Annotated in this window: 15 protein-coding genes; 5 read left to right on the top strand and 10 right to left on the bottom strand. The window is 51.6% G+C overall.

The features are described from left to right. Nucleotide 1: 1 nt before the first annotated feature. Nucleotides 2-514, bottom strand: a complete 513-nt coding sequence (locus JWZ98_RS01340) for a hypothetical protein (RefSeq protein WP_020484362.1) — start codon at nucleotides 512-514, stop codon at nucleotides 2-4. A 251-nt stretch (nucleotides 515-765) separates the two neighbouring features. Between JWZ98_RS01340 and JWZ98_RS01335 the strand changes: the two genes are divergently transcribed. From JWZ98_RS01335 to JWZ98_RS01320, 4 genes are all read left to right on the top strand, one after another. Then, entirely contained in the window at nucleotides 766-1,368 is a 603-nt protein-coding gene (locus tag JWZ98_RS01335; RefSeq protein ID WP_205454368.1) for a peroxiredoxin C, read from the top strand. 546 nt (nucleotides 1,369-1,914) lie between these two features. Next, a complete protein-coding gene (locus JWZ98_RS01330) occupies nucleotides 1,915-3,054 on the top strand; it encodes an efflux RND transporter periplasmic adaptor subunit (RefSeq protein ID WP_205452725.1) in 1,140 nt (379 codons plus the stop codon). Between the two features lie 12 nt (nucleotides 3,055-3,066). Next, entirely contained in the window at nucleotides 3,067-6,174 is a 3,108-nt protein-coding gene (locus JWZ98_RS01325) for a CusA/CzcA family heavy metal efflux RND transporter (protein WP_205452724.1), read from the top strand. Continuing rightward, a complete protein-coding gene (locus JWZ98_RS01320) occupies nucleotides 6,171-7,454 on the top strand; it encodes a TolC family protein (protein ID WP_205452723.1) in 1,284 nt (427 codons plus the stop codon). Before JWZ98_RS01325 ends, JWZ98_RS01320 begins: the two co-directional genes overlap by 4 nt. A gap of 19 nt (nucleotides 7,455-7,473) precedes the next feature. On the opposite strand, the gene JWZ98_RS01315 is transcribed toward JWZ98_RS01320, so the two are convergent. From JWZ98_RS01315 to JWZ98_RS01305, 3 genes are read right to left on the bottom strand one after another with little or no spacing between them, the layout of a single operon-like run. Beyond that, nucleotides 7,474-8,982 carry a YifB family Mg chelatase-like AAA ATPase gene (locus JWZ98_RS01315; RefSeq protein ID WP_205452722.1) on the bottom strand — a complete coding sequence of 503 codons (1,509 nt, stop codon included), beginning with the start codon at nucleotides 8,980-8,982 and terminating at the stop codon, nucleotides 7,474-7,476. A 6-nt stretch (nucleotides 8,983-8,988) separates the two neighbouring features. Next, complete coding sequence (locus JWZ98_RS01310) at nucleotides 8,989-9,240, bottom strand: accessory factor UbiK family protein (RefSeq protein ID WP_033158177.1); 252 nt, start codon at nucleotides 9,238-9,240, stop codon at nucleotides 8,989-8,991. Between the two features lie 5 nt (nucleotides 9,241-9,245). Continuing rightward, complete coding sequence (locus JWZ98_RS01305; RefSeq protein WP_205452721.1) at nucleotides 9,246-9,830, bottom strand: MarR family winged helix-turn-helix transcriptional regulator; 585 nt, start codon at nucleotides 9,828-9,830, stop codon at nucleotides 9,246-9,248. Between the two features lie 145 nt (nucleotides 9,831-9,975). On the opposite strand from JWZ98_RS01305, the gene JWZ98_RS01300 reads away from it, so the two are divergent. Continuing rightward, nucleotides 9,976-11,151: an integrase gene (locus JWZ98_RS01300; RefSeq protein ID WP_205452720.1), complete on the top strand. Its 1,176-nt coding sequence runs from the start codon at nucleotides 9,976-9,978 to the stop codon at nucleotides 11,149-11,151. A gap of 44 nt (nucleotides 11,152-11,195) precedes the next feature. Here JWZ98_RS01300 and xerC read toward each other — a convergent pair whose 3' ends face one another. The 6 genes from xerC to pilQ all read right to left on the bottom strand — a co-directional run bounded on the left by xerC (nucleotide 11,196) and on the right by pilQ (nucleotide 17,378). After that, complete coding sequence (gene xerC / locus JWZ98_RS01295; protein ID WP_205452718.1) at nucleotides 11,196-12,089, bottom strand: tyrosine recombinase XerC; 894 nt, start codon at nucleotides 12,087-12,089, stop codon at nucleotides 11,196-11,198. Nucleotides 12,090-12,094: 5 nt separating this feature from the next. Then, nucleotides 12,095-12,784 (bottom strand): DUF484 family protein, encoded by a 690-nt coding sequence (locus tag JWZ98_RS01290; protein WP_205452714.1) that lies wholly within the window; start codon nucleotides 12,782-12,784, stop codon nucleotides 12,095-12,097. Beyond that, the gene (gene dapF, locus JWZ98_RS01285) at nucleotides 12,781-13,611 is read right to left on the bottom strand and encodes a diaminopimelate epimerase (RefSeq protein ID WP_346015186.1); all 831 of its coding nucleotides are present in this window, start codon (nucleotides 13,609-13,611) and stop codon (nucleotides 12,781-12,783) included. The genes JWZ98_RS01290 and dapF overlap by 4 nt, the downstream gene beginning before the upstream one ends. A 2-nt stretch (nucleotides 13,612-13,613) precedes the next feature. Further along, nucleotides 13,614-14,864, bottom strand: coding sequence for a diaminopimelate decarboxylase (gene lysA, locus JWZ98_RS01280; RefSeq protein WP_171697296.1), 1,251 nt, complete (start codon nucleotides 14,862-14,864; stop codon nucleotides 13,614-13,616). 3 nt (nucleotides 14,865-14,867) lie between these two features. After that, the gene (locus tag JWZ98_RS01275; RefSeq protein WP_084153286.1) at nucleotides 14,868-14,993 is read right to left on the bottom strand and encodes a lipoprotein; all 126 of its coding nucleotides are present in this window, start codon (nucleotides 14,991-14,993) and stop codon (nucleotides 14,868-14,870) included. Between the two features lie 141 nt (nucleotides 14,994-15,134). Further along, the gene (gene pilQ, locus JWZ98_RS01270) at nucleotides 15,135-17,378 is read right to left on the bottom strand and encodes a type IV pilus secretin PilQ (protein WP_033156770.1); all 2,244 of its coding nucleotides are present in this window, start codon (nucleotides 17,376-17,378) and stop codon (nucleotides 15,135-15,137) included. Between the last annotated feature and the right edge of the window lies 1 nt (nucleotide 17,379).

The following is a 17,379-nucleotide window of genomic DNA, read 5'->3' as shown; positions in this document are numbered from 1 at the left end:
CTCAGTTGACAGCGTTCAGCATCTCGTTTTCGTATAAGCGTAGTTTTTTCCAGTTGGCGAATTTGCTGTCGTCGAACGGCGCATCGTGGTCGATGGCATGCTCGTAGCAGCTCCGAAATAGGCGCGCAGTGCGAAAGGCATGCAATTCGTCGTCGGCGGTTACCGTGTCTACATTGCCCACTTGGAAGGTTTTATTCCGGGACTTTCCATCTTTCACCCAAAACACCGTGTAGCAAAGATAGCTTTTGTCTTTGCGGTGATCGAACTTGATGGTTCTGGACACACCGGTTACGCCGGTAGTCGTTTTGTTTTTGGGTGGTTTCAGGAAGCGAGTCTTGCTGCCTTTTAATACCACCAGCATCTGATCGCGCCAAGTAATCGCGGCTTTCAGCGACTTGGTTTTGCTGCCCCAGAGCTTGTGAGAAAAATAACGGCTGCTCTCCTTGCCACGCCGAACAATACGAACTTGAAAACCGAAAGTATCGGGTTCTGTAATGTGTTTTACTTTTGCCATTTGACGTACCCTAAAAAATTCACCAAAGGTCTGCATAGTGAATTTAAGCATCGCGAAGCACGCAGACCGCCTGTTAATTGTGTAAGCTATGGATTACAAATTAGCGCGAAATCAGCCGTCTTGCAAGCGGAATTTAAGGGGATTATTGGGCAAATACCAACTAAATTCGTGTAGAATAAGCGCCAGCCTTCTCGCAGAGGCGCAAACATGCTCTTAACCTTTTGTTTTATAAAAAATTTTGGAGAAAATTGATGAGCGTTTTAGTAGGTAAGCAAGCCCCTGACTTTACAGTTCCTGCGGTATTAGGCGATGGCCAAATTGTTGATTCATTCAGTTTCTCAGCGGCCACTAGCGGCAAATACGCAGTACTTTTCTTTTATCCATTGGATTTTACATTCGTTTGCCCGAGCGAATTGATTGCCTTGGATCATCGGATCGACGAATTTAAAAACCGCGGCGTTGAAGTGATTGGTGTTTCTATTGACTCACACTTTACCCACAACGCTTGGCGTAACACGCCTGTCAACCAAGGCGGTATCGGCCCTGTCCGTTATACTCTGGCTGCCGACCTGAAACACACTATTGCCCAAGATTACGACGTAGAGTCCGCTGGTGGCGTAGCTTTCCGCGGTAGTTTCTTGATCGACAAAGCCGGTGTCGTCCGCCATCAAGTTGTCAACGACTTGCCACTGGGTCGTAACTTTGACGAAATGCTGCGCATGGTTGACGCGCTGCAATTCCACGAAGAGCATGGCGAAGTTTGCCCAGCCGGTTGGAACAAAGGTGATGCGGGTATGAATGCCAACCCAGCGGGCGTGGCTGAATATCTGAGCAAAAATGCTGACAAACTGTAAGCATTAGCTTTACTCTGAGACAAGGCGCATTGTCTAGACAATGCGCCTTTTTTATTGCCTGAATTTTCTCTGTTTCTCGCCCCATGACTGCGAATTCAGTGTGGCGCTAATTCCATTAATCGCCACTCGGCATTTTTTATATCCGTTACCGCTACGGTTTAAATAGCCCACTAAACGGGTTTTTTGAACCAAATCATTGGTCTTAACCCTCCCCCTTGGCTATTGTGACTGAGTGAGTGCGCGCTGGTGTAAATGGCATGTTTCTCGCTGACGACAAACAAGTTTGGAAAGTTCTTTCCGGATTTAAGTCCCACGCTTTGTTCTACAACTGATCAAACAATGATTGACGAACGTTTGCGCTCCACTTGGCTAAGCGCAACAAGAACGGATTTACAAAAATGCAGAGCACAAGGCACAGTAATATTGATACGATATTATGTAGGCGGTAGTTAACCCCCATTTACTTAAGGGAGATCGTTCTTTTGAACATTGTGCAACTTTCCGGCCTTCACCGTAAAAATGGCATCCACATAAAAATAATAATTCATGCGCATCAATTTCATAGTTTCGATACTCGTAGCAAGCTTTTTAATCGGTTGCTCCGCCCCAACCGACAAGCACCCGGCAAATCAAAAAGCCTCCAACACGTCTGCTGAAGAACTTAAGACAACAGACAATGACCAACATGTTGGGTTGATTTCAATTCCTGCCGAATCAAGGCCTTATATCAGCGTGGCCACGGTCACGCCGCAAAATTTCTCGGCGATGGTGCAAGCGCCGTCGCATGTCGAATTTAGAACCAAAGCCTTATCCGCGGTGAGCGCGGTGGTGGCCGGACGGCTGAAAAAAATCAATGTACAGGTCGGTGACCGCGTCAAAGCAGGCACACCGATTGCCGTTCTGGAAAGCGCTGACGCCGCCAAGATGCGAGCCGAGGTTGCAGAATCGAAAGCCGAGCTGCAACGTGCCGAAGACCGTATGCGTCGCCAGGACATCATGCAAAAAAGCGGTGTGGGCCTAGCAGTGGAGCGCGCGGAAACCGATGTGCAATTGCGCGAAGCGCGTGCCGACTATCAGCGCAGCCAACAAGCCTTGCAGATGATAGGGGATGGCACCGATCAGGCCGTGATACTTCGTGTCTCAGAAGATGGTGTGGTTTTGCAAATTAAGTCCTCAGTGGGTTCGGCGTTGGCAGCCGGCGAAACCATCATCGAAATCGGCGAGCCGCAGTCCTTGTGGATCGTTGCCGATGTATTCGATAACGATTTGCCGCTGATCCAAAAAGGTGCCAAAGCGACATTACAGATCAGCGCCTTGTCCGAACCGGTAACCGGCCGGGTAGTGGCGGTCAGCGCGGCGATGCAATCCGATTTGCGCCGGGGCGCGGTGTATATCGAATTCGACAACCCCAATCTAGTGTTAAAACCGGGTATGTTTGCCAAAGGCCTGATTGAGGCCGCCGGCCCGCATCGTATCGTTCTGCCTACCACGGCGGTAGTGATTCGAGACAAAACCCACACCATGGTTTATGTACAAACTGGCGATGGCCGTTACGAACCGCGCCAGGTACTCATCGGACAGGCACGCGACGGCCAGGTGCCGGTGCTGGATGGGCTTAAAGATGGCGAAAAAGTGGTGGTTTCCGGCGCGTTGCTGCTCGATTCCTCCGCATCCATGCTGCTGTAATCGGGGGGACTAATGCTGCGCCCCTTGATTGAACATTGCGTTCACCGCCGTCTGGTCGTGATTACCGTGGCGGTGATCATCGCTATTTTCGGTATCCATGCATTTATGGAAACACCTATAGAAGCCTACCCGGATGTGACCAATACCCAGGTGACCGTCATTACCTTGATGCCCGGCTATGCCCCGGAAGAAGTCGAGCGACAAGTCACTGTGCCCTTGGAAAGGGTATTGAACGGCACGCCGAATATGCTGCAGATGCGCAGCCAAAGCCTGTTCGGCTTGTCTTTGGTGACCATCACTTTTGAAGACCACATCGACAGTTTTCATTCCCGTACCGAAATATCTCAGCGCATCTCCGGCGCGGAATTACCCAGCAGCGTCACGCCGGTATTGGCGCCGGACTACACGCCTTTGGGCGAAATCTATAAATTTACCCTGACCAGCGACCGGCATTCGCTCTACGAACTGCGTTCGGAAATGGAATGGAACGTGTCGCGAAAATTGCGCCAAGTGCCAGGGGTTGCGGATGTACTGACCTTCGGCGGTTACTACAAGGAATTTCATATCCAAATCGATCCGACTCGCGTCGAGTCGGTAGGCTTGACGCTGGAAGACATCGGCCTGGCCGTGGAAAAGTCCAACAAAAATGTCGGCGCCGGATTTTTGAGTTATGGAGATCAGGAAATGGTGGTGCGCGGCGTAGGCAACCTGGTGACCGCGGACGATATCAAAAAAATTGTATTGAAAAATCACGAAGGTACGCCCGTCACCGTCGGCGATGTCGGCCGCCTGGTGCAATCCTACACGCCACGGCGTGGCACGGTGGGTTTGGACGAACACAAAGACGTGGTGGAAGGTATCGTACTGCTGCGGCGCGGCCAGAACCCGTCGCGAGTGTTGGATGCCTTGCACGAGAAAGTCGCGGAATTAAATGGCGGCATTTTGCCGGTTGGGATGAAAATCGTGCCGTTTCTGGATAGGTCTGAGCTGGTTAGTAGCACGTTGCATACCGTGTTCGACAACTTGTTGCACGGCTTTGCGCTGGTGGTAGGCGTGGTCTGGTTATTTCTGCGCAGTATTCGCGGCTCGTTAATTGTCGCGACAGTGATCCCTTTGTCGTTATTGGTGGGGTTCTTAGGCTTGTACCAGCTCGGCATGCCGGCCAATTTGATTTCGATGGGTGCTATCGATTTCGGCATCATTCTCGATGGCGCTGTGGTGCTAATGGAAAATGTCATGCACCAGGCCCAGCATCGCAAACCGCAGTCGCGGCGGGAAATGCTGCACCTGATTGCCGATGCCGCAGTGGATGTGGCCAAGCCGGCTTTTTTTGCGATGTTGATTATCATCGCCGCGTTGATTCCGGTGTTTACGCTGGAGCGCGTAGAGGGCCGGATATTTCGGCCTTTGGCGATGACCTATAGCTTTGCCCTGTCCGGCGGCTTGATCTTTGCGCTGCTGTTGGTGCCGGCCTTATGCGCCACCTTCATTCAACCCAAACATGCCTTGGTCGCAGAACCCAAGTTTTTGGAACGCTTGCGGGATGGATATTCCCGTTTATTGGCGCAGGTACTGGGTAAGCGACTGATGGCTTTAATCTTTGCCGGCGTCTTGCTGTTTGCCGGCGGCTTGGCCAGTGCCGGACTGGGCACCGAATTTCTGCCGGAGTTGGACGAAGGCGACATCCATGTATTTGTGGAAATGCCGCCGAGTATTTCGCTGGATAAGGGTCAGGAAATTCTATTGGATATGCGTCAGCGCTTGATGAAGTTTCCAGAGGTGCTGGGTATTTTGAGCCAGCAAGGCCGTTCCGAGGACGGTACCGACAACGAAGGCGTCAACATGAGCGAAACCTTCGTGCATCTCAAGCACCATGAGCAATGGCGGCCAGGCTGGCATAAGGAAAAACTGGTCGATGCGATGAGGACCTCGCTGGAAGAAATACCGGGCGTGCGTTTTAATTTCTCGCAACCGATCAAGGACAACGTCGAGGAAGCGGTCAGCGGGGTGCGCGGTAAAGTGGTGTTAAAAATCTACGGCCCCGATCTGGAAAAAATGCGCACCACGCTGGAAGATATCAAACTTCTGCTCGCCAAGGTCGATGGCGTCATCGATTTGGATCTTTACCGCGAATCGCGGGTGCCGCAATTACAGATCAAGCTGGATCGCGCCGCCCTGGCCCGTAATAGTTTTGATGTGGACAGGGTGCAAGACACTATTGAAATCGGCATGGCAGGCCGGATAGTCTCCGAATTGTGGCAAGGGGAGCGGCCGGTGCCGATACGCTTGATCTTGCCGGAGAACGAGCGCGGCGACATCGAAAAAATCGGCAACATGAATGTCGTCAATCCTTCCGGCGCTTACATTCCCTTACGGGATTTGACCACCATCGATATTGCCCAAGGCCGCACTTCCATCGAACGCGAAGCCAATAGCCGTTACATGGCCTTGAAATTTAACGTGGAAGGCCGTGATTTGGGCTCGGTGGTGCACGAAACCATGGAGCTGGTCGCTGCCAACATCAAAGTACCGGAAGACCATTTCCTGAACTGGGGCGGCGAGTTCGAAAATCAGCAGCGGGCGATGGCCCGCTTGGGCGTGGTAGTGCCGATTGCGGTATTGATCGTATTGGGATTGTTGTACAGCGCTTTGCAATCGGGTCGTAGCGCGGCCGCAATTTTGATTGCCACGCCGTTTGCAATGACCGGTGGCGTGTTTGCGTTGCTGCTGACCCATATTCCGTTGTCGGTGAGTGCGGCCATTGGCTTTATTGCCTTATTGGGCCAAGTCTGTCTGATGGGCTTGCTGGTGCTAAGCGCGACCGAGGAAATGTGCCGCGGCGGCATGGAGTTATTGGCGGCAGTCAAAGAAGGCGCAACGCAACGTTTGCGCCCGGTATTGATGGCCTCGCTGTTGGCATTGCTGGGTTTGTTGCCGATGGCCTTGTCCACCAGCATCGGCAGCGAAACCCAACGGCCGTTTGCGGTGGTGATCGTCGGCGGGATGTTGACCACCTTTTTGGTGGCGATGTTTATTTTGCCAGTGATTTATTCCTTCGTGACCAGCAAACAAATCCTCACGCCCGAAGAAGCCGACGAACTATTGGATAGCCAAGTATGAATCCCAAAGCCAGCCTGATTTTGCTGATTTCTTTATTAGCCAGCCCCATTTGTGTTGCCGAGCCTGAACCAGCAAGCCAAGCCTTGCCGGAAACGGTGACGATTCGGGATTTGCTGCACATCGTTCGGGAGAAAAGCCCCAGATACGCGTTGGCCCGTAGCCAAATCGAAGCAGCCGAAGCGGAGGTGGTCGCGGCCGATGTATTGCCCAATCCCAAAATCAGTTACGGCCGCTTCGATCAGGCTGGCGGGCGCCGCAATACCCAGTTCGACGGTCCGTCACAGCAAAACATCACCGTTGAAGTACCGATGCTGCTGGCTGGACAGCGCGGCGCGCGCAAGGATAGCGCCGAACGGCAGGTCGATGTTGCGGCGGCTCGCGTCGAGGTGGATTACAACCAATTGATTCGCGAATCCTGGCGGCTGTTTGCGCAATTACTAGCCAACCAGCAGCGGGTATCGGTGTTGGATGAAGCCCGGCTGGAATTGGAGCGCTTGCAAACCATCATCTCCGGCAAACAAAACGCCGGTACCGCCAGCCAATACGATGTGCTGCGCATCACTCAAGAAGTGCAGAGCCTGAATACCCGTCTGGAAAATGCCCAAACCAATCTGACCAGCACCACTGGCGAACTGGCGAGTTTGCTGGGCTTCCCCAATTGGAAGCCACAAGCCAGCGGTACGCTGGAGCCGATTGGCGTGTCGGCGGACATGGATAAATTATGGCAACAAGCCGAGCACAATAATCCCGACCTGGAAACGGCGCGCCGGGAAATGATCGCGGCAGACTCTGGTTTGGAAAAAGCTGAGCGGGAACGCTGGCCGGTGCCGTCGCTGATGTTCGGCACCGCTTTCACCGATAAACCGTATGGCAACACCACTTTTGCCGGCGTATCGGTCGATCTGCCGATTTTTGATCGCGGCCAAGGCGGTATGGCCCGTGCCGCTGCCGAAGTGCATGCCAGTCAATTAAAGCGCGAATTGCTGATGGCGGCCACTCGTCAAGAACTGGAACGTGCGGTCGATGTGCTGGCAAGACGGCGGGCGACGCTGGCAAAGGCCGAAAAAGAAGTGGTGGCGCCGTTACCCACTTTAAAGCAAATGGCCGAAGATGCCTATCGTTTGGGGCAAACCGGTCTGATTGAGTTATTGGATTCATCGCGCACCCGCACCGAAATCAAGTTGAATCATCTGGAGTTGATTCAAAATGAAATCGAAGCGGAATTGGATGTCATGAATGCCTCGGGCTTGTTGGCGGTTTATTTCGAAAACCCGGCATGACGCGGCCGGTTTTGCACGCTTATCGGGTTCTATCTAGCTTGCGATAGCCGATGGCTTCGCTGAGGTGGGAGATTTCGATATTCTTTGAATTCGCCAGATCGGCAATCGTGCGCGCCAGTTTCAAAATACGGTGGTAAGCCCGGTGCGACAGGCCGAATTTTTCCAGCGCTTGTTCCAACAACTGATGACCGGCTTCGGACAAGGTGCAGATACCCTTCACCTCGGCGGCGTTTAACGCAGCATTGGCTTTGCCTTGGCGGCGGTAAGCAAAGTCGCGGGCTGCGACGACGCGCTGCCGAATCGTTTCGCTGGTTTCTTCACCCGCCGCCGAGCCTTTCCTCAGTACCTCCAGCGCAACGCGCGGCACTTCCATATGCATGTCTATCCTGTCCAGCAAAGGCCCGGAGACCCTAGCGCGATAGCGGGCCACTTGTTCGGAGGTGCAGCGGCAACGGCCGGAAGCATCGCCTAAATAGCCGCAGGGACACGGATTCATCGCCGCGATCAACTGAAAACTGGCCGGAAAATCGGCTTGGCGGTTGGCACGCGAAATCGTGATATGGCCGGTTTCCAAGGGTTCGCGCAGCACTTCCAGGACCTTTCTATCGAACTCCGGCAGTTCGTCCAAAAATAGCGCACCGTTGTGCGACAAGGATATTTCGCCAGGTTTTGGGTTGCTACCACCGCCAACCAAGGCCGCAGCTGAGGCGGTATGGTGCGGCGCTCTATAGGGCGGCTGCCGCCAACGGCTGACGTCCAGGCCGTGGTCGCTGATCGAGGCCAGCGCGGCGGTTTCCTGGGCTTGCTGCTCGCTGAGCTCCGGTAGAATGGTCGGCAAACGTGCCGCCAACATCGATTTGCCGGTGCCGGGCGGGCCCAGCATCAGTAAATTATGCTTCCCGGCTGCGGCGATTTCCATGGCCCGTTTGACGTGAAATTGGCCGTGCACGTCGGCAAAATCGACCGTGTGAACCGCTTGCTCGAAGCTGAGATGAACGTCAGGTGGCGCGATGGCTTGCCGGCCGGCCAAGTGGGCACAGACTTCCAGCAGTGTCCTGGCCGGCAGCAGTTGCGCATCTTTGATCAACGACGCCTCCGCCGCGCAACCAGCAGGCAGAATCAGTTGCCTAAAAGCATTGCGGCAATGAATCGCTACCGGCAACGCGCCGGGAATCGGCCGCAACTCACCACCTAGCGATAACTCGCCGATGCATTCGTACTCGTGCAAGGCATCCTTGGGGATTTGCCCGGAGGCGGCCAGGATGCCCAAGGCAATCGCCAAATCAAAGCGGCCGCCTTCCTTTGGCAAATCGGCGGGCGCCAAGTTGATAGTGATGCGCTGAAATGGAAATTCGAAGTGCGAATTAATGATCGCCCCGCGCACCCTGTCCTTGCTTTCTTTTACCGCCGTTTCGGGCAAGCCGACTATGTTTAGAGCCGGCAAGCCGCTACTGACATGCACTTCCACCGTCACTTGCGGGGCGTCTATGCCGGAGCGGCCCCGGCTGTAAACGACGGCCAGCGACATGGTTTTTTAGGCTTGCGGAATCCGTTGTTCCAGTTCGGCGACGCGCTTTTCCAGTTCTTCCAAACGGGCGCGAGTTTTCGCCAATACGGCTTTTTGCACTTCAAATTCTTCGCGGCTGACCAGATCCAGTTTGGACAGGCCGCTTTGCAGCAAGGCGTGGACATTCTTTTCCACATCGTCTTTCAGATTGGTCAAACCGGGAGGGATTGCGCCGGCGATACGCTCGGCAAGATTGTCTATGGCTTTGGGATCAAACATGGTGGCTACTCTTGGTCTATGAATGAATTGGGAACGGGTAAATGGTCACGACATATTTTATCAGTATCCTCGCGATCCAAGGGTTGTTCGGTTAAGCCGCATTGATAGTGATGCTGTTCCACCGAAAAATAATGGCAGGAACGACACAAACCGAAACTCTTCGAGTCATTGACTTTTTGCAGCACGCCCAACGTGGTTTGCAGCGCCTGGCCTATGGTATCGAACTCCTGGCGGCTGACTTTGGATTCGGCCTGCTTAAAAACATCCAGCGGCTTTAACTCTTCGATCAACTGCCTGCCTGCCTCGGTCAGGCTCAGATGGACCACCCGACCGTCCAAAATGGACGTGGTCTTATCCAGATAGTGCTTACGCTCCAGAATCTGGATAGTCTGGGACACCGTGCCCTTGGTCAAACCCAGATACTCAGCCACCGCAGCATGGGTATTGCTGTATTTATTGCACTTGGCCAGATACTCCAGCACCTGACCATGTACCGGTTGCAAACCGATTGCTGCGTATTTTTTGCGTTCTTCCGAACGTAGCAAGGCGCTGATCCGCTCGATCAGCTTGAATGTGTCTAGTTCATGCATTGGACCGATTCTACCACAGGCCGGCCAATTCCAAGCGTGGCGGCTGCCGGACCGAATTGCCTCAAATTAAAAGTAACCCAAGGGGTCATTAAAAACGGGTCGTTGCCTCACATTGTGTGTAACCGAAATCAAGCGGGTTACCACCATGGGAAAACACGAACGACGAGCCTATTTACAGGCTATCCAAAAACGTTATCGACAAAGTGATAGGACCACGAAACAAACGATCCTGAACGAGTTTTGCGAAGTCTGCGGCTACGCCCGTAAGTACGCGATTCGTTTGCTGAATCGAAAAGCCAAGCCAACCGCTTCGCCTAGCAAACGGCCCGGCCCCAAGCGGAAATATCAAGCCGAGGTGTTGCTGGAGCCATTGAAGCGCATCTGGTTTGCTAGCGATCAACTGTGCGGCAAGCGCCTGAAAGCCGCGATACCGATCTGGCTGCCTCATTACGAAGATCAATACGGCCCCTTGGCGGATGGCGTGCGCGCCGACTTGCTCAAGGTGTCGGCGGCGACCTTGGATCGCTTGCTCAAACCCTTGCGCGTCCAGCACCCCAAAGGCTTGTCCGGCACCAAACCCGGGTCTCTGTTGAAAACCCAGATTCCCATCCGCACTCATCACTGGGACGAGACCCAGCCCGGTTTTGTCGAAGCCGATACTGTCGCTCACTGTGGCAATTCGCTGGCCGGCGATTTCGTCTGGAGCCTGACGATGACGGACATTGTCACCGGCTGGACCGAATGCCGGGCCACCTGGAATAAAGGCTCGCAAGGTATCCTGGAACAGATTCAGGCCATCGAGAACCTGTTGCCATTCCCTTTGAAAGGCTTCGATTGCGACAATGGTTCTGAATTTCTCAATCATCACCTGGTTCGCTATTTCACCGACCACCCGCAAAAGCCGGCGTTTACCCGCTCCAGGCCTTACAAGAAAAACGACAATGCCCACGTCGAGCAGAAAAACTGGACTCACGCCAGGCAATTATTCGGCTACGACCGGCTGGATAATGCCGCGCTGGTGCCGTTGATGAACGCGGTCTACAGCACGCTTTGGTGCCCTTTGCAGAATCATTTCTGTCCCAGTCTGAAACTGCGGAAAAAACACCGAGACGGCGCCAAAGTCGTGAAAAAATACCATGCCCCGCAAACCCCTTACCAACGGGTGATCAATCATCCTGACATTCCGGAAACCACCAAACAGACTCTCCAGGAACATCATGCCAAACTCAATCCATTTGCTCTTAAGGCCGCCATTGAGCAACAATTGAAACTCATTTTTTCACAAGTCCAGGTTACCTCTAATGTGAGGCAACGACTCTGATACTTCGGTTACCTTTTTCTATGAGGCAATACGTTCAACAGCCTTCAACCCTTGCGCGAGCGCGGATGCGCTTGATCATAAACAGCCGCTAAATGTTGAAAATCCAGGTGCGTGTATATCTGAGTAGTCGATATATTGCTATGCCCTAACAACTCTTGCACAGCCCTAATATCTTTACTGGCTTCAAGCAAATGGCTTGCGAACGAATGCCTCAACATATGAGGATGAAGGTGCTCGGCTATTCCGTTTTTTTTGCCCCAACGATCCAATCTAAGTTGCACGCTTCTTTGAGATAATCGAAGCCCCTTCAGGGAAACAAACACTGCCTGCCACTCCCCATCAGGCCGACTTGCCAGCCAAACCTTAAGCGCATCAAGTGCTTTACTACCAACCGGCAATTGCCTTTGCTTGCCGCCTTTACCAAACCGCACCCTCAAAAAGCCTTCGCTAAGATTGATGTCAGACAAATCAAGCATTACCAACTCGCTCAGTCGCAACCCAGATGAGTAAAACAATTCAAACATCGCCAAGTCGCGGATTTCCAAAATCGAATCCGGCGTCGCATTTAACATCCCCACAACCTGATCGACATCCAAAACATGTGGCAGCCTTTTTGAAACTTTGGGCGCTTGCACATGCTGGGCTGGGTTATACTCCACTTGCTTGGCTTTGAGTAAAAATCGATAAAAACTGCGTAAAGCAGCGAGTTCGCGCTGAATCGTCTTGCTACCGATACCGTTTTTATGACGCCCGGCAATATAATTCCGCACATCACGATCCTTAACTTGCTGCCAATACATGAGCCCTTGCCCAGAGCAAAAACTTTGAAAACGTTTTAAATCCCTTTGGTAGTTTGTTGACGTATGATCTGCAACGCGCTTTTCCGAAAACAAATAGCGAAAATACCGTAGCAATGCCTCATCTGCTTCGGTATGCATGACAATCAATCCGTTTGGTGTAGCAATGATATAAGACGAGTCCCGATAATCTCACTCATTTGAGTAAGAAATATGCTGCCCATACTATAGTGAAAGCGCGACTCATCGCGACTGCCGATCGCCAACAACCCATCAAGCCGCGTAAACACCATAGGAATGATCGCACACGAGCGAACTTCCGCAGCCACGTCGCCAAACAAAAACCTCGCTTGCGCTAAGGTCGGCCGACCGCATTTCGGCTGGTTTGTGGTTAATTCATTGGAAAAATGCTTCAAATTAGCATCATCAGCACCAACGAATAAATTACTGATAGGCGAGAGCGGTTGTTCTTTAATGATTTTAATGGCTACGAAATCAGTGAAAAAACATTCAGCCAACACCTCACTTAAATTTGCTACCGCGTCCTCCAGGGTATTTGCTTCCAACATGGCCAGAGTCAACTCATGCATGCGATTGAACGAAGCGTCATTTTCCCGGGCAATATCGATCAACGCGGTCAATTGATTTTCTTGCTCCTGATGCTTCGCCCGAAAAATTTCAAGTTGCTTGGATATTAGCGATATTGCATTACCACTGGGATGTGGGATATGCATCTTCTCCAGCAAATCCAAATGATTTTGGAAAAACTCGGGATGTTCTTGCAGATAGGCCTTAACGAGGGCTTCGGTCAATAAGACTTTTGGTTCACTGCTCATAACTTTATTTGTCCTTCGAATACCGTAGTCGCTGCTCCCGTCATCATGACAGGATGACCACTACCAAGCCAGCTAACGATTAATTCCCCACCAGGCAGTTGAACCTGAACATTCTGCTCCAACAAACCTTGCTCAATACCGGCCACAACAGCAGCGCAAGCCCCACTGCCACAAGCCAGCGTTTCGGCTGCGCCACGCTCGTAAACTCGCAACTTGATTTGTCGACGATTAACAATTTGCATGAAACCAATATTAGCTCGTTCCGGAAACAGCTCATGACACTCCAACCTAGCGCCGATAGATGAAACGGGCGCACTCATTACGTCATCGACCTGGATAACCGCATGAGGATTCCCCATAGAAATAGCTGCGAATGCAACTTCTGTGTCCGCCAAAGTCACTTTATATAACGTGGATTGTTCGGAAACCTTTAGCGGTATTTGCTCAGGCTCAAGCGCAGGAACTCCCATGTCAACGGTGATCAAACCGCCTGCATCGAATCGAAGCGTCAGTTGTCTCGCGTCTGTATCAACAATAATTTCGTCTTTATTACTTAATCCTTTGTCGCGCACAAAGCGTGCGAAGCAACGCGCACCGTTTCCACATTGCGCAACCTCGCTACCGTCAGCATTGAAAATCCGGTATTTAAACTCGGCGTTATCGCTAACCGGCTTTTCCACCAATAACAATTGATCGCAGCCCACGCCAAAATGGCGATCCGCCAAAAATCGAATCTGTTCGGTCGTCAATTGGATTGGCTGGTTTATAGCGTCGATCACGACAAAATCATTGCCCAAGCCCTGCATTTTGGTGAAATTAATCATCATCGCTACTCAGGTAAAAGCTGCTCGCCAACCCATAGCTGCTCCAGAGTTTCTCGGGATCGAATAAGATGCGTTTTATCGCCATCCACCATTACCTCCGCCGCTCGTGGCCTCGAGTTATAGTTTGAACTCATCGTAAACCCGTAGGCTCCCGCTGAACGAACCGCCAATAAGTCGCCTTGTTTCAATTTTAACGACCGCGCCTTGCCCAGAAAGTCACCGGTCTCGCAAACCGGCCCCACGATGTCCCAATCCAACTCGACCTGATCGCTTTCGGCATTCGCCGGAATGATTGCCTGCCACGCCCCGTATAAAGCCGGCCTAACCAGATCATTCATCGCCGCATCGACAATGGCAAAGTTTTTATTGTCTGTTGGCTTAAGGTACTCCACTCTGGTTAACAATATTCCCGCATTGCCGACGATGGCGCGCCCCGGCTCCAATAGAATTTCAAAGCTCCGTCCCGCCAAACGCTGCAGCAGAGCTGAAATATATTCAGAAGGTTGCGGTGGGTGCTCATCGCGATAACAAATACCCAGCCCGCCTCCTAAATCGAGATGGTGCAATTCAATACCTTCCTCTTGCAGCTCATCGACTAACGCCAACACCCTATCCAATGCATCCAAAAACGGCACTGTTTCAGTTAATTGAGAGCCAATATGGCAATCGATACCGACTATTTGGATATTCGGCATCTGCGCGGCGCGCCGATATTCATGAATGGCTTGCTTGATATCGATCCCGAATTTATTTTCTTTCAAGCCGGTGGAAATATAGGGATGCGTCTTAGCATCAACATCCGGATTGACCCGGAAAGACACTGGAGCAATAACACCCAGCTCACCGGCTAAACGGTTGATCCGATCAAGTTCGCCACTGACTTCAACATTAAAACAGCGTATACCTATTTTCAGCGCCGCTAAGATTTCGTCCTCGCGTTTACCGACACCGGAAAACACAATTTTGTCAGGACTGCCGCCCGCAGCTAGCACGCGCTGCATTTCGCCAAGCGACACGATGTCGAACCCAGACCCAAGTCGCGCCAGCACGTTGAGAATCGCAATATTTGAATTGGCTTTTACGGCATAACAAATAAGGTGCGGGTGCCCGGCAAAGCCTTGATCGAAGGCTTGCCAATGCCTCTCCAAGGTCGCGCGCGAATAGACATAGCAGGGAGTACCGTAGTTTTCGGCAATTTTGTCAACAGGAATGCTTTCGGCAAACAACTCATGTTGCCGATAATTAAAAAAATCCATGGCTTATTTATCTTGTTTGGGTACGTAAATTGGCGGCGGGCTATCCGGCATATATAAGGGCCCGGTTTGACCGCAGGCTTGCAACAACAGCGCCCAAAGAACTAGAGTTAAAATTTTGTTTGTCGTCATGTTCGTAACGATTATCGGGTGAATGCGGAATATAGCATAGCCGACAGCTTAAAAGAACGAACGCAAGACAGCCAACCAATCTCGGCAAGCCACAAAAAAAGGGGCATGAAGCCCCTTTTTGTCGCTAGGCCAGACGAAGACTCACTTTATCGTCATCGACTCTTTCACCACTTTAGGCGTAATAAACACCAACAACTCTTTTTTGGTATCGTTTTTTACACTTTTCTTGAACATCCAGCCAATCACCGGCAAATCCGACACCCAAGGCACAGTATTGTAAGATTCCTGAACAGTCGACTCATAGATGCCGCCCAACACTACCGTCTCGCCATCTTCAACTTGAACTTTGGTTTTCAACTGCCGGGTATCGATAGGTACCGTTGCGTTACCGCCTGTAGCCAAAGGTGTTCCCGGCGAATCTTTTTTGATGTCGAGCAGCATGATAACACTGCCGCTTGGCGTAATCTGCGGCGTGACATTCAGCTCCAACACCGCATCGACCAGCTCCGTCACCGGACCAGTCGCCTGGCTTTGGGTTTGATACGGAATCTGCACACCTTGTTTGATTGAAGCTTGCACCATGTCGCTAGTCATTACCCGCGGATTGGACACCAACTCGCCTTTACCATCGTCTTGCAATGCACTGATCTCAAGGTTCAAAAGATAATCCGCTCCGCGTGCCAAGGTCAAGGCCAAAGCACCTCCGCTGGAAGCTGCCAATGCAGATCCCAAATCCGACAGAATTTGCGAATTTTCGCTGGTTTCCGCACCACTGGCCGTCATTCCGTATTGCGTTCCGCTATTTACGTCGGCTTTATGAGCCACCCCAAATTTGGTACCCAAGTTCTGCGCAAACGAAGTATCCGCTATGACGATTCGCGATTCGATCAACACTTGGCGCACAGGCACGTCCAATAGTTTGATCATTCTGCGTACATCTTCCATAGCCTTTGCCGTATCCTTGACAATCAGCGTATTGGTTCTTGCATCGACAATCGCCGTACCGCGTGGCGATAGCAATCGCATACTTGCTGGACCGCCACCTTGGCTATTCTGGCCGGAACCGGCCTGTTGCGACGCGACGGAACTCCCGCTACCACCGCCGCAACCACCACCTCCGCCACTGCTTGCACCTGCACCGGACTGACCACCTTGCGAGCTATTCCCCACCCCCATTAATACACCGCAAATCTCCCCTGCTTTTGCGTAATTGATCTGAATATTTTCGGTTTTTAACGGTTCCAACTCTTCGAATATTTTTTTCGAATCCAGCTCCTCCTGCTCGATTTTCATGATCTCAGCAACCGGCGCCACCATCACCACATTGCCGTTCTGTCTTTTTGCCAAGCCTTTGGATTTTAAAATCAACTCCAAAGCCTGATCCCAAGGTACATCGTTTAATCTAAGCGTGACATTGCCCGCCACCGAATCAGCAGCAATGATATTCAGCTCGGTAAAGTCGGCCAGAATTTGCAACACCGAACGCACTTCGATATCTTGAAAATTCAATGACAACTTATTGCCGATATACGGGAATTTTTCTTTTTGCTGCGCTTCTTTTTCCGCCGGTGTCAACGGCCGAAACTCAACCGTCAATAAATTATCGGACTGATAGGACGAGTAATCGTAATTACCATTGTTGGGTGTTATGACAATGTTGACGCTATCGCCTCTGGGAGAGGCTTCGATTTTTTGTACAGGTGTCGCAAAATCGGATACGTCAAAACTTTTAACTAAAGACTCCGGCAACTTGGTGTTTAGGAAACTTAAAACCACTTTACCGGCATTTTGTTTAGCGTCGACTACAGTATTTGCCGCTGATAAACCCAGCAACAAACGCCCCTCACCGTTTGGCCCGCGTCGAAAATCAATACTTTTTATGTTTTGTTCCGGCAAAAATTTACTAATCACCGAATCCTTCGCGACAGGCGCTTGCTGTACGGCTCGGTTTACCGCAGCAACGGTCCCGCTGGACTTCAACACCACATAAAATTTATTGCCCTCGATTTTGGTTTCGTAAGGCACTTTTTCTACCAAATTGATAATAACCCGAGTCCGCCCCGAAGCCTCAACCACATATACCGTGCCTGCAGCACCTTGATTGATCGGAAAGCTTTTTTTTGCCAGATTACTTTTTACGCCGGCAAAGTCCAATGCGATTCTGGAAGGGTTATCGGTCTGGAAGATTTTCGGCTCCACTATCGGACCATCCATTTCCAGTTGCACTTGCACTTGGTTTCCGGCCAAGGTGGAAAACTCTAAGTTGTTTATCGCTCCATCATCGGCGTGCACCAGCGCAACATGCACAAAACAACTCAGCAACACTGAACACCAGAAACCGAAGCCGGCCACTTTCCATCCGTTTTTATTTTGTTTAATACTCATT

Origin of the sequence: Methylomonas sp. EFPC1, from assembly GCF_016925515.1 — a bacterium.
GTDB lineage: Bacteria > Pseudomonadota > Gammaproteobacteria > Methylococcales > Methylomonadaceae > Methylomonas > Methylomonas defluvii.
Note: the sequence above shows the minus strand (reverse complement) of the source record. Positions and strands in the feature narration are given on the sequence as shown.